We start from the raw sequence: 14,645 nt of genomic DNA, 5'->3' as shown, positions 1-14,645 counted from the left end.
CGGTCAGTGGCACAATGGCGGTCGCATTGCCCAGAAGGCTTCTCTGATGGATGTTGATATTGAGAACAATATCTGGGTAGACTGTGCGACGGAGGGTTCTGGTATCTTGCGCCGTATCTTGGCGGGCAAGAACACCGACAATCTGAAGTCTGCTGTAGTAAATAACAATACTTGGATATTGAACGGTACTGCAGAGGACGCTACTTCTTACAATAAGACGGAGGGTGTTGACATTGCTACCGCTCCAGTCTTCGCAGACGCCGCCAACGGTGACTTCACCCTCGGTGACTGCGCTCAGTATACAGCCCAGACAGGTGACCCACGCTGGATCGAAGAAGAGCCTGCTAAGTTCTACATCATTGGTGACATGAATGACTGGAGTCTTACATCTATGACGGAGATGACGTTCAATGCAGAGACTCAGGCTTATGAGTATGAATATGCTCCAGCAACTGCTGCTGCATTTGCATTCTCTGACGTAGCTACATCTGAAAGCTGGGATGACTTTAATGCAAATCATCGCTACGCTATTGGTGAGGGCGATCAGGATGCAAAACTCAACGAGACTGTTGATTTGAAGAAGGTTAATGGTGCTATCTTGCTGGCTGCTGGTACTTATAAGATTAGCGTTGCCAAGGATAAGTCAACTGTTACCATTACTGGTGAGGTTACTCCTCCAACACCTGTTACTGTAGATAAGCTCTATATCATGGGTACTGGCACTCCTAAGGAATGGGGAGGCACTACTGAGTTAACATTCAACGAGACTACTCAGGCATTCGAGTATGAAGCAACTGTTACTACAGAGGATACTTACCTGACCTTCGGTGATGCAGAGTTTACCAGCTGGTCTGACTTCAATGGTAAGCACCGCTATGCTCCTGGTGAAGGTAATACTGAGGCTGTTGTGGATGCAGAGGTACAGCTTGTTCTTGTCAATGATGGTAATGTACTTCTGAAGACTCCTGGTACTTATAAGATCAGTGTTACTAAGGATCTGAAGATGACCATCACCACTGGTGGTACTGGCATCAACAGTATCTATGTAGACGGTGTATCTGGTGACATCTTCAGCGATGGCAAGCCAGTTTACAACCTGAGCGGACAGCGTGTCTTCAAGGGCTATAAGGGTGTCGTTATTAAGAACGGTAAGAAGATCGTTGTTAAGTAATTAATCCCTCTACAATAATAAGAAGTGGCAACTCTGAAAAGGGTTGCCATTTCTTTTTCTACTTGTTTTGTTTGCCAGTTATGATTTTTTGATTATCTTTGCAAGTGATATCTGCCAAAATAGATAACTACTCAAAAACTATGTACGTACGAAAACTGTTATTATTTGTCTGGGCATGGTGTCTGTCGCTTTCTATGGAGGCGAAGGATATCTATGTGTCCACATCGTTCCATGAGCCCGCCACCGAGGGCTTGCGTTTCATATACAGCTATGATGGTGTGAGATGGGACTCCATCCAAGGGGTGTTCCTGCATCCGGAAGTGGGAACGCAGAAGGTAATGCGTGACCCCTCTGTCGTGAAAGGTCCTGACGGTACGTTCCATCTGGTATGGACCAGTTCATGGCGTGGTGACCGTGGCTTCGGCTATGCGTCATCAAAGGATTTGATACACTGGACTCCTCAGCGGTTTATCGATACAGGGATGGAGGAGTCGACGGTGAACACGTGGGCTCCAGAACTGTTTTATGACGATGTGAAGAAACAGTTCCTGATTGTATGGGCATCGTGTGTGCCGGGAAAGTTCCCCGACTATCAGGAGGATCATAAGAACAACCACCGCCTGTATTACATGACGACGAAGGACTTCAAGTCGTTCTCGAAGGCACAGCTCTTCTATGACCCCGGTTTCAGTGCTATCGACGCGACTTTGGTGAAGCGGGGAGCGAATGACTATGTGATGGTGGTGAAGGATAACTCCCGTCCGATGCGTAATATCAAAGTCGCTTTCGGCAAGTCGCCATACGGTCCGTGGAGTGCTGCCTCGGAACCTTTTACGGAACAGTTTACCGAAGGACCGTCGACGGCAAAGGTGGGCGACTGGTGGTATATCTACTATGACAGTTATCGCTATAAGATATATGGTGCCCATCGCACCAAGGACTTCAAGACCTTCCAGAACCAGACGGGTAGTGTCAGCTTTCCCGTAGGACATAAGCATGGCACGGTGTTTCTTGCCGACGAGCAACTAGTGGAGGGACTCATCAAATATAACCGTGACGTGGTACACTATAGCGGTAGTACCATCGCCCGTCCGGAACGGCATGACGGTGGACTGAAACCTGTTGTCGGTGTTCATACCATCCAGACGATGCGAGGGGCTAAACCTTGGACCTACAACCACCAACCAATGATGGCGTATTGGAACGGGAAGTTCTATATGCACTATCTGACTGATCCCCGTCATGAGCATGAGGCACCAGGTAAGACCATGCTGCAAACCTCCACGGACGGCTATCGATGGAGTACACCAGTGGAGCTCTTTCCGGAATACGACGTGCCAGAGGGATGGACGAAAGAAGGAAGGGACTTCCCGCCAGCCCATCACCTGAAGGCGGTGATGCACCAAAGGGTAGGGTGGTACGTCTATAAAGGTGAAAGTTCAAAGTTGAAAGTTGGAAGTGAGAGGTTATTGGCTGTGGGTAACTATGGTATCTGTCTCACTATCAAGGATGACCCCAACGACGGTAATGGTATCGGCAGGGTAGTCCGTGAGATCAAAAAGGACGGCACCTTCGGTCCGATATACTTTGTCTATTATAATCATGGCTTTAGTGAGAAGAACACCGACTTCCCTTATTATAAGAAATCAAAGGATAAGGGTTTTGTCGCCGCTGTCGATGCCATGCTTGCCGACCCCATGCAAAGGATGCAGTGGGTGGAGGAGGCTGACCGCAACGATCCTTTGATACCTTTGAACAAACCGTATAAGGCATTCAGTGGCTATACGCTTCCAGACGGTCGGAAGGTGGCATTGTGGAAACATGCCGTTACCAGTCTTTCTGCCGATGGTGGTCATACCTGGCGACAGGTTGATATCAACGGGAAGTCAGGTTGTGACCGTGCTCCCGGTTTCGTTAACTCGAATGCGAAGATATGGGGACAGCGGTTGACAGACGGAACCTATGCTACCGTCTACAACCCCTCGGAATATCGTTGGCCTCTCGCTATCTCACTCAGTAAGGAAGGCTTGGAGTATACAACCCTCTCACTGATTCATGGTGAGGTGACTCCCCTCCGTCATGGTGGTCAGTATAAGAGCTATGGTCCGCAATATGTCCGGGGCATACAGGAGGGTAATGGTATCCCTAAAGACAGCGACTTGTGGGTTACCTATTCTAATAATAAAGAGGATATGTGGGTGTCGCGCATCCCCGTCCCTGTTCGTCTGAACGCCACCACTCATGCTAAACCGTTTGGCAACCTCACAAGGGGACAGTCCCCTTGTGAGGGACGGCTCACAGAGGGACAGTCCCCTTGTGAGGTCAGCGACCTGACAGACTGGAACCTGTATATACCGCAGCTATGTCCTGTCACACTGAAGGATGGTTGGCTGAGTCTCTACGATAGTGACCCCTACGACTATGCGAAGGTGGAACGTGTGATTCCTAATACGAAAGAGCTTGAGGTGGAGTTCGACCTGAAGACGGCGCAGAATACTCATGGGGAGTTGGATATCGAGTTCATGGATGATGGTGGGAATGTGTGTTCCCGCATCGTGGTGGACTCCACAGGAGTGATTCGTGTGAAAGGTGGTGCCCGTTATGCAACCCTGCTCAAGCATTATGAGGCAGGAACAACCTATCATATCAAGGCAGTACTTTCCTCCTCATTGCATCGTGCCGTCTATTACCTGAACGGCAAGAAAGCCTGTGAGCGACAGTTTGACACACCAGTGGAGAGTATTAGCCGTATCGTGTTCCGTACCGGGATGCCTTTCGACAAGCCCGATTATAACACACCAGCAGACCAGGACTTCGATATGCCGCGTGCCGATGAACTCGACCCTGCGGTAGGTTATCATATTGCCAATGTCACCTCCCGTCCTGTTGACGATAGTGTCACTGCTGTCCTCGACTATGACGACTATGCACACTATGCCGACTATTTCAACACGATGGAGGATGAGAATATCGTCACTACCATCCCCAATGCACAATCGTCAGCATGGATGCGTGAGAATATTCCCTTGTTTGACTGTCCGCAGGAGAACTTCCGTGAGATGTTCTACTACCGCTGGTGGACCTTGCGTAAGCATATCAAGAGGACTCCCGTGGGCTATGGTATGACGGAGTTCCTCGTGCAACGCTCCTATGCCGACCGTTACAACCTCATTGCTTGTGCCATCGGTCACCATATCATGGAGAGCCGCTGGTTGCGTGACACTACCTATCTGCACCAGATACTCCGTACCTGGTATTACGGTAATGACGGACAACCGATGACGAAGATGAATAAGTTCTCGTCATGGAACCCTGCCGCCGTACTGGAGATGTGGAAGGTTCAAGGGGATACAACCTTTATGCTGGGATTGAAGCCACGACTGGAAGAGGAGTATGCACGCTGGGAGCGTACCAACCGTCTTGCCAATGGACTCTACTGGCAGGGTGACGTACAGGACGGTATGGAGGAGAGTATCAGTGGTGGTCGTAAGAAACAGTATGCCCGTCCGACGATTAACAGCTATATGTTCGGCAATGCCAAGGCACTGTCGTTTATGAACAGCCTGACAGGAGAGACGGCGAAGGTAAAGACCTATCAGCAGAAAGCGGACACCTTGAGGAACCTCATCGAGACCAAGTTGTGGAATGAGCAACAGCAGTTCTTTGAGACTCACCGTGGTGACTCGTCGGCAAACGTTCGTGAGGCGATAGGCTATATCCCTTGGTATTTCAACCTGCCGGCTGCTGGCTCGAAATATGACGTTGCCTGGCAGCAGCTCCTTGACGAGAAAGGATTCTCCGCACCCTATGGTCTGACAACGGCAGAGCGCCGTCATCCTCTCTTCCGCAGTCATGGCTTCGGCAAGTGTGAGTGGGATGGCGCCGTCTGGCCCTTCGCCACTTCACAAACGCTGACGGCATTGGCTAACTATATTGAGAACGGTAATCCCACATATACCAATACCTTCTTCCGTCAGATGGAGCTCTATGTGGAGTCACAGCATCACCGTGGACGACCATATATCGGGGAATATCTCGATGAGACGAACGGTGCGTGGTTGATGGGTGACCGTGAGCGGAGTCGTTATTATAACCACTCCACCTTTAACGATCTGATGATTACAGGTATCTGTGGACTCCGACCGCAACAGGATGGTAGTATCGTGGTGAACCCACTCGTGCCGCAGGACAAATGGGACTACTTCTGTCTGGACGGTATCCGTTATCGTGGACATATCCTCACCATCCTCTGGGACAAGGACGGACAGCGTTATCACCAGGGAACAGGTCTAACCTTGATGGTAGACGGTAAGGTGGTGGCTCATCGTAAAGACATAGGTTTATTAAAATATGAATGATATGAAGAAATACATGTGGAGGGCAGTAGGAATCCTGCTTCTTACTTTTTACCTCTTACCTCTTACTTCTCAAGCACAAACCTACGAGAATCAGTTCCGCCGTCCAGTGAGTGACGTGATGCGGGATGTGGCAAAACGCTTTGACGTGAGGTTCAAGTTCGATGCGAATGTCGATACGGCAGGTGTGACACTGATGTATGCCGACTTCCGTATCCGTCCGTATTCGCTGGAGCAGACACTTGACAATATCTGTAAGCATTTCGACTGGAACTGGTGGAAGCAGTCGGGTAACCTCTATAAGATCAAGCGCTATGAGTATCCCCGTCGTCATGAGGACGAGGGACGACAGATGCTTGACTACCTGTCTTCCTTATATAATAATAAGGTGGAGTGGGAGGCTCGGCGAGACAGTCTTCGTCGTGAGGTACGCCAGCGTCTGGAACTGGATGCCTTCCTTGACTCATGTGTGTTGGTGAAGAATAAGAAAGGACAGATGGAACGTCCTGTGATTCTCTCTAAGATCCGTAAGCATGACGGTTATACCACGCAGAACATCTGTATAGAGCTGACACCAGGGCAGCATCTGTTTGGAACGATTTATACTCCGAGTTCTCGGAGTTCTCGGAGACATGCCCTCATCATCTGTCCTGACGGTCATTGGCCTATGCGCTACCGTAAGGATGAGCAACAACGACTGGGCACTTTGGCAAGGATGGGGGCAGTCTGTGTGGACTTCGACCTCTACGGCTGGGGTGAGAGTGAGAAGGAAGTGGGTGCCGAGGCACATCATACCAGTCGTGCACATGTCTATCAGGCAGCCTGTGGCTATATCCTGCTCGACTGGATGCTGACTCATCGTCAGGATATCGATACCAAGCGGGTCGGTGTGATGGGTGGTTCCGGTGGTGGCACACATACCGTATTGTTGTCTCTCTTGGATGACCGTGTGAGAGCATCTGCTCCTGTGGTGCATCTTGCCTCGCATTTTGATGGCGGTTGTCCTTGTGAGAGTGGCAAACCTGTACAACTCTCCGCCGGAGGGACCTGTGAACCGGAACTTGCTGCCGTCATGGCTCCCAAACCGATGCTTATCGTCTCCGACGGGGGCGATTGGACAAGTAGTGTTCCTACGTTGGAGTTCCCTTATCTGCAACGTGTCTATGGATTCTATGGAGCAAAGGATCAGGTGCGTAATGTCCATCTCCCCAATGAGCGTCATGACTTTGGGAAGAACAAACGAAATGCGGTCTATGATTTCTTCATTGATGTTTTCGGACTCGACCGTACGATGCTCGATGAGAATAAGATAGAGATAGAACCTGACGAACAACTCAAATCACTCTACAAATGAAACGCATTGTATTCACCATCCTCTTTACCGTATGCTACGTCTTTGCCGCAGCTCAATACAGACTGTGGTATGACCGTCCTGCACAGACCTGGACACAGGCATTACCCGTAGGTAATGGTGTGATAGGTGGAATGGTCTTTGGCACACCTGCCGTGGAGCATATCCAACTGAATGAGGAGACCATCTGGGCAGGACAACCTAACAATGTCATCAATCCCCAAGCCAAAGAGGCATTGCCAAAGGTACGCCAACTGATCTTTGAGGGAAAGTACAAGGAAGCACAGGACTTGGCGAATGCCAAGGTGATGCCCAATGCCGCTGGACAGAATATGGGCATGCCGTACCAACCCTTCGGCGATCTCTATATCGCCATGCCCGGACATGCGGACTATACAGGTTATGAACGCTGGCTGGACCTTGACAATGCTCAAAGCAGAGTGCGCTATACCGTGGATGGTGTGAGGTATGAGCGTGAGGTCATCACACCACTCGGTGACCATCCTGTCATTGCCATCCATCTGACGGCAAGTGAGAAGGGAAAGATCACGTTTACCGCTAATATGACTACTCCCCATGAGAATCCTCTGGTGGGGATGGATGGTGACGAGGCAACACTCTTAGGGGTGTCTTCCAAACACGAGGGACTGAAGGGCAAGGTTCGTTTCATGGGACGTCTTGCCGTACAGACGAAGGGTGGTAAACGGTCTGGCTCTAATGGCAATATCAGTGTGGTGGGGGCTGACGAAGCTACCATCTATCTTGCCATTGGTACTAATGTCAAGAGCTATAAGGATATCACCGGTGACGAGGTAGCTCAATCCCGCGAACGCCTGCATGGGGCTATGGCTTTGGGCTATGAGACTCTGAAGGACCAGCATGAGCGGACATACCATAAGTACTATGACCGTGTGAGACTTGACCTTGGTCCAGACCTCTATGCCAGCGTCCCGATGGATAAGCGCATCGAACAATTCTCCTCTCCTCAACAGGGGAGGAAAGGTGGGGGCTCCGACAATCACCTCGTTGCTACCTACTTCCAGTTCGGACGCTATCTGCTCATCTCCTCTTCCCAGCCCGACAATATGAACCCCGCAAACCTGCAGGGCATCTGGAATGATAAGTTGTTTCCCTCCTGGGATTCGAAATACACGACGAACATCAATCTGGAGATGAACTACTGGCCCTCTGAGGTCACTAACTTGACGGAGATGAACGAGCCGTTGTTCAAACTCATCCGTGAGATCTACGAGCAAGGTAAGAAAACGGCACGTGACATGTATGGTGCTGACGGGTGGGTCTTGCATCATAATACCGACCAGTGGCGTATCACCGGTCCTGTGGACCGTGCCCAGACGGGACTGTGGCCTGTTGGCGCGGCATGGCTCTGTCGTCATCTGTGGGAACATTATTTATATACGCAGGATAAGGACTTCCTCCGTCAGTATTTCCCTATCATGCTCGATGCCGCCCGTTTCTTTACACAGACTTTACAGAAGCACCCCACCAAAGGCTATCTGGTTGTCTGCCCAGGAGAGTCACCGGAGCATGGAGGAAAGGGACGCCCCACACCGCTGGATGCAGGTGTGACGATGGATAACCAGATCGTGACAGAGCTATATACCAATGTCTTGGCGGCAGCCAAGATTCTAGAAAATCTAGACCATCTAGAAAATCTAGATATTTTAGATACTATCCAATCCCAATTACCCCAGCTACCTCCCATGCAGATCGGACACTGGGGACAGTTACAGGAATGGCTTGATGACCTCGACGACCCCAAAGATGACCATCGCCATTTCTCCCATCTCTACGGTCTTTATCCCTCTAACCAGATATCACCATACCGTACCCCGGCATTTTGGCAGGCTGCAAGGAAATCTCTTGAGGCACGAGGGGATGTCTCTACCGGATGGTCCATGGGATGGAAGGTATGCTCATGGGCACGTCTCCTTGATGGAGAACACGCCTATAAGCTGATACAGGATCAGTTGACACTGACTGCTGACACCTTCCTCATCTTTGGTGCTGTCAAACAGACGGGTGGTACATATCCTAACCTGTTTGACGCTCATCCTCCCTTCCAGATAGATGGCAACTTCGGATGTACAGCCGGTATTGCTGAGATGCTGATGCAGAGCTACGACGGTTTTGTCTATCTGTTGCCGGCATTGCCAGGTGTCTGGAAGACAGGTAGTGTGAGGGGACTGGTGGCTCGTGGCGGTTTCGTGATTGACATCGACTGGAAGAATGGCAAACTGACAAAGGCTGTCGTTCATTCACGTCAAGGGGGCATCTGTCGTATCCGTTCGAATACGCCCCTGAAGGGTAAGGGACTGAGAAAGACGAAAGAAAAAGATATCTATGAGATAAAGACAATGGCTAATCAAGAATACACAATCTTTGAACTATGAAGAGACTATTGATGATAGGATGCCTCGTTGTACTGACGTTATCGGCAATGGCAGGCAAACCGTGGGAAAACGGGAAATTGAAAGTGTCGGATAATCAGCGTTATCTGCAGTTTGAGAATGGACAACCCTTCTTCTGGCAGGGTGAGACAGGATGGCTGTTGCCGGAACGACTCGACCGTGCGGAGGCAGCATGGTATCTGCAACGCTGTCGGGAGGCAGGTTATAACGTAGTACAGATACAAGTCATTGACGGGGTTCCTGCCTATAATATCTATGGGCAGCCCTCGAATATTGACGGGTGGAATATGGATATCTTCAAGAAAGCCTCTCCTAAACAGGGGAGGTTGGAGAGGTCTCCTGCTTATTCCTATTGGGACCACCTGGACTATATCATCAACCTTGCCGAGCAGAACGGTATCTATATCGGTATGGTTTGTATCTGGGGAGGACTGGTCAAGGAAGGAAAACTGAGTGTGGAGGATGCTAAGAAATATGGTGCGTTCCTCGCCAACCGCTACAAGAACAATCCCAATATCATCTGGATGATGGGTGGTGATATCCAGGGTGATATCAAACCAGAGGTGTGGAATACGCTGGCAACGACTATCAAGTCGATAGACAAAGACCATCTGATGACGTATCATCCCCGTGGACGCTATACCTCTGCCAAGTGGTGGGCGAAGGCACCGTGGATAGACTTCCATACCTTCCAGAGCGGTCATCGTAAATATGGACAGCGCATGGGGAATGCCGACTATCCTATTCCTGACAATACGGAGGAGGACAACTGGATGTATGTCGACTCCACATGGGCTTATAAACCCATCAAACCAGTGTTGGACGCTGAACCCAGCTATGAGGATATCCCCATGGGACTGCATGACAAGAACGAGGCTCGCTGGCAGGCATGGGATGTGCGCCGTTATGCTTATTGGAGTGTGTTTGCAGGCAGTTGCGGACATACCTATGGTCATAATGCCATCATGCAGATGCTGAAACCGGGTTATCCCACCAGCTATGGGGATGCCGGAGATGTGAAGACCTGGTACCAGGGACTCAACGACCCGGGATTCAATCAGATGAAATACCTGAAGCAATTGATGTTGTCTTTCCCTTATTTCGAGCGTGTACCTGACCAAAGCATCATCCAGGAGAATAGGACAAAGTATGACCGTCTCATAGCTACCCGTGGGAATGATTATCTGATGGTGTATAATTACACGAGTCGTATCATGAAACTCGACCTGACGAAGATATCGGGTGATAAGAAAAATGTATGGTGGATGAATGCCGGTACAGGAGAGTTGCGCTATTTAGGGGAATACGATTCCAAGGTGCTGACATTCCGTATGCATAAGAAAGGAACAGGAATCGAAGACGGTGTGCTGATTGCTGTTGATGCCTCGAAAGACTATCTGCAGAAAGACCAGACGCAGGTCTCTGATATGTCACTCTCAGGAAAAGCAAGGGACTTAAATGAGTAAACGATGAGAAGGTGTATTTATGGGCTATTACTGATGCTCCTGGCATTGCCGGTAGGTGCTGCTAAGAAGAAGGTGGCGATGCCTGGTGTGAGTGTGACGAACCTCACCGTGGAGAATCTGAAGCGGCCACTGGGTATAGATACCGCGGAGCCCCGTTTCTCCTGGCAGATAACGAGCGACCAACAGGATGTCCGTCAGACTGCCTATCAGATTGTCGTATGTGACGACCATGGAGAGGTGTGGAACTCGGGCAAGGTGGATAGTGACCAACAGCTTTGGCTCCCATACGCCGGCAAGAGATTACAAAGCAACACCACCTGTACTTGGAAGGTGAAGGTATGGACAACTGCCGGGGAATCAGCATGGAGCAGTGATGAGCGTTTCAGTGTCGGTCTGTTGCATGAAGGTAAATGGAGTGGCTACTGGATAGGGTTGGAGCGTCTGATGCCGGGTGAGGAACGTGGTTTCCACACACGGATGGCAGCACGTTATCTGCGAAAGGAGTTCTCACTGAAGGACAAACCCGTAAAACGTGCCACCGCTTATGTGGCAGGCATCGGACTGCATGTGTTTTATGTCAACGGCCAACGGATGGGTGACGGGGTGTTGCAACCAGTACCTTCCGACTATCGCAAGACCATCTATTACAATACCTATGATGTGACCTCTCACTTCTTACATCATACCCCAAACATCTGCCTTGGCATCGTCTTGGGCAACGGTCGACTTTTCCCTATGCAGCAACACAAGCCCTATAAGATTCATTCCTTTGGCTATCCCAAGTGCCGCATCAACGTCATCGTGGAATATACAGATGGAACTACCCAGCGCCTGCAGACCGACGATAAGGGATGGAAGGTGACAGCCGATGGTCCCATCCGCGCCAACAACGAGTACGATGGTGAGGAATATGATGCTCGCATGGAGATGAGAGGCTGGAGTGAGGTAGGCTTCGATGACTCGAAATGGATGAAAGCAGAACGCACGGATATCCCTCAGGCTTATCTGCGTAGTCAGATGACACCGGGCATGAAGGTGTTACAGCAGATCAACCCACAGTCGCTGAACGGTCGTATCGTGGATGTTGGTCAGAATATCGCAGGTTGGTTGAAGGTACGTGTCCGTGGTCAGAAAGGTGACACCATCCGTATCGTCTATGCGGAAAAACTGAATAATGACGGTTCACTGTACCGGGAGAATTTCCGTAATGCCCGTTCGACAGACATCTATGTATGCAATGGTGAGGAAGGAAAGGAAGGACGTTGGTGGACACCAGCCTTCGTCTATCATGGTTTTAAGTATGCTGAGGTTATCGGACTGAAAGACTGTCATAAAGACGACTTCGTCGCGGAGGTGGTCGCTGACGAGATGTCGTCGACAGGACAGTTTGAGTGCTCTGACCCCGTCTTGACCCAGTTGATGCGTAATGCATGGTGGGGGGTCCTGGATAATTACAAAGGGATGCCTGTTGACTGTCCGCAACGTGACGAGCGACAGCCTTGGCTGGGTGACCGTACCGTAGGGTCGCTGGGTGAGAGCTTCCTTTTCAACAACGAGCGACTCTATACCAAGTGGATGCGTGACATCTGCGAGGCTCAGCGTACGGACGGATGTGTTCCTGATGTGGCACCGGCCTTCTGGAATTATTACTCAGACGATGTGGCATGGGCTGCCGCGCTACCTTTCACTTGTGATATGCTGTGGCGCCAGTATGGTAACAAACAACCCATCATGGACAGCTATCCCTATGTCAAGAAATGGGTACAGCATATCATCGAGGAATATAGTAAGGATGGTATTATCCATTGTGGTAAGTATGCCGACTGGTGTGTGCCGCCAGAGAGTCTGGAACTCATCCACTCTGCGGATCCCAGTCGTAAGACGGATGTGACTCTTATCTCAACGGCATATATCATCCGCACCATGCAGCTGATGGAGCAGTGGGGGTGTGAAGCCGACTATTGGCGACCTCTCCGCGAACAGATGATAACGGCATTCAACAAGCAATTCCTGACAGTTAAGAAAGGCACGTCACCGGCTCCTGGTCATGTGCTCTATCCTGACTCTGTGTTCTACGCCAACAATACCGCCACAGCTAATCTGCTGGCACTGTCGTTTGGTATCGTACCAGAGGAATATCGTGTGGAGGTGATGAAGAATGTGGTGGAGAACATCATCATCAAGAATAACGCCCACGTACCCTGTGGTGTTATCGGAATCTCCTGGTTGTTGCGTGGACTCAGTGACAACGGGTTCAGTGACATCGCCTATATGATAGCCACACAGAAGAGTTATCCCTCATGGGGCTATATGGCAGAGAATGGTGCCACCACCATCTGGGAACTGTGGAACGGCAACACGGCATCACCTAAGATGAACAGCGGTAACCACGTCATGCTCCTCGGTGACTTGCTCACCTGGTGTTACCAGTATGTAGGCGGTATCCGACAAAAAGATAACGCGTATAAGCACATTGTGCTTAAACCAACGTTCTCTATACAAGACTGCTCGTGGGCAAATGTAAGTTATGATTCTCCCTATGGTACGGTGACCAGTCATTGGAAAAAGACATTGCAGCATGTGGAGTGGGATGTCACCATTCCTTGTAACACCATTGCCGATGTCTGTCTACCCGATGGTACCGTTAGACAGGTAGGTTCTGGTAAATATCATTTCTCTTGCGACATACCTACCGCCTCATCCGCCATCACGAAGGATGAGTTCCTATATGAACAGGCTCCATTCCCACAATGCCATGCTGCTACTATCGTGGAAACGAAGAAAGGTGATCTCGTAGCTACTTACTTTGGGGGAAAACATGAGCGTCATCCTGACGTATGTATCTGGGTGAGTATTAAAAAGAAAGGACAACAGGAGTGGAGCAAACCTATCCTCGCGGCTGACGGGGTCTTTACATTAGGTACAGCTTATGCGGAGATCGCTGGTATCACCACTGAGAGTACACCAGCTTCTGAAGGTCCTGCATGCCAAGGTCGCACATCAGCTCATCAAAGACGAAAGGCATGCTGGAATCCTGTCATCACAGAGATGCCCAATGGTGAGTTGTGGCTGTTCTTTAAGGTGGGTCTGAAGGTGTCAGATTGGAGTGGATGGCTTTGTAAGTCGAAGGACGGAGGACGTACATGGAGCGACAAGGAACCGTTACCCAAAGGATTCCTGGGACCTATTAAGAACAAACCTGAAATCATTGATGGTCGTCTGTTATGTCCGTCGAGTACGGAGGATAATGGTTGGAAGTTCCATATGGAAATATATGATATCGCTCGAAAAGAGTGGAAGTATGTAGGTCCTGTTAAAGCGGAACTAGCCATGCGTACAGAAGATATGAAAGCTCCCGTCACGAAGAGTGAGAAAGAGGATATCGAAGCCCCGGATGCTGGTGGTAAGGCAACTGAAGACGGTCGTCATCCCATTGACTGTATCCAGCCCTCTATCCTAAAGTTAAAGGACGGTCGTCTGCAGGTCCTGATGCGTACCCGTAACGGTAAGATAGCGACGTCGTTCTCCAGCGATAATGGAGATACATGGAGCAACGTAACCCTGCTAGATGTACCCAATAACCAGAGTGGCACCGATGCTGTCACACTTCAGGATGGTCGTCATGTACTTATCTATAATGACTTTGCCACACTGCCAGGAACGAAAAAGGGTGTCCGCACACCACTTTCCATTGCCATCAGTAGTGATGGTACCCATTGGCATCATGCCCTAACCCTCGAAGACTCTCCAATTAGTCAGTATTCCTATCCTTCCATTATCCAGGGCAAGGATGGTAAACTGCATGCCGTCTATACTTGGCGGCGTCTGCGTGTCGCATATAAAGAAATTGACTTGAATAAACTTAAATAA

6 protein-coding genes are annotated in these 14,645 nt (G+C 50.0%); all 6 read left to right on the top strand.

Annotation, left to right across the window (positions count from 1 at the left end; all coding sequences use genetic code 11):
* The coding region (locus tag BM257_RS06505) for a DUF5123 domain-containing protein (protein ID WP_092069942.1) at window positions 1-1,171 on the top strand (1,171 nt) is incomplete at its 5' end.
* Window positions 1,172-1,311: 140 nt separating this feature from the next.
* Complete coding sequence (locus tag BM257_RS06500; protein ID WP_369821308.1) at window positions 1,312-5,529, top strand: MGH1-like glycoside hydrolase domain-containing protein; 4,218 nt, start codon at window positions 1,312-1,314, stop codon at window positions 5,527-5,529.
* Window positions 5,530-5,647: 118 nt separating this feature from the next.
* Entirely contained in the window at window positions 5,648-6,880 is a 1,233-nt protein-coding gene (locus BM257_RS06495; RefSeq protein WP_092069979.1) for a hypothetical protein, read from the top strand.
* Window positions 6,877-9,291, top strand: a complete 2,415-nt coding sequence (locus BM257_RS06490) for a glycoside hydrolase family 95 protein (protein ID WP_092069940.1) — start codon at window positions 6,877-6,879, stop codon at window positions 9,289-9,291. Before BM257_RS06495 ends, BM257_RS06490 begins: the two co-directional genes overlap by 4 nt.
* Window positions 9,288-10,775, top strand: a complete 1,488-nt coding sequence (locus BM257_RS06485; protein WP_092069937.1) for a glycoside hydrolase family 140 protein — start codon at window positions 9,288-9,290, stop codon at window positions 10,773-10,775. Before BM257_RS06490 ends, BM257_RS06485 begins: the two co-directional genes overlap by 4 nt.
* A gap of 3 nt (window positions 10,776-10,778) precedes the next feature.
* Window positions 10,779-14,645: a family 78 glycoside hydrolase catalytic domain gene (locus BM257_RS06480; RefSeq protein WP_092069934.1), complete on the top strand. Its 3,867-nt coding sequence runs from the start codon at window positions 10,779-10,781 to the stop codon at window positions 14,643-14,645.

This window comes from Prevotella sp. tf2-5 (assembly GCF_900115435.1).
GTDB lineage: Bacteria > Bacteroidota > Bacteroidia > Bacteroidales > Bacteroidaceae > Prevotella.
The sequence above is the reverse complement of the archived record's forward strand: the minus strand, read 5'-3'. Positions and strand labels throughout refer to the sequence as shown.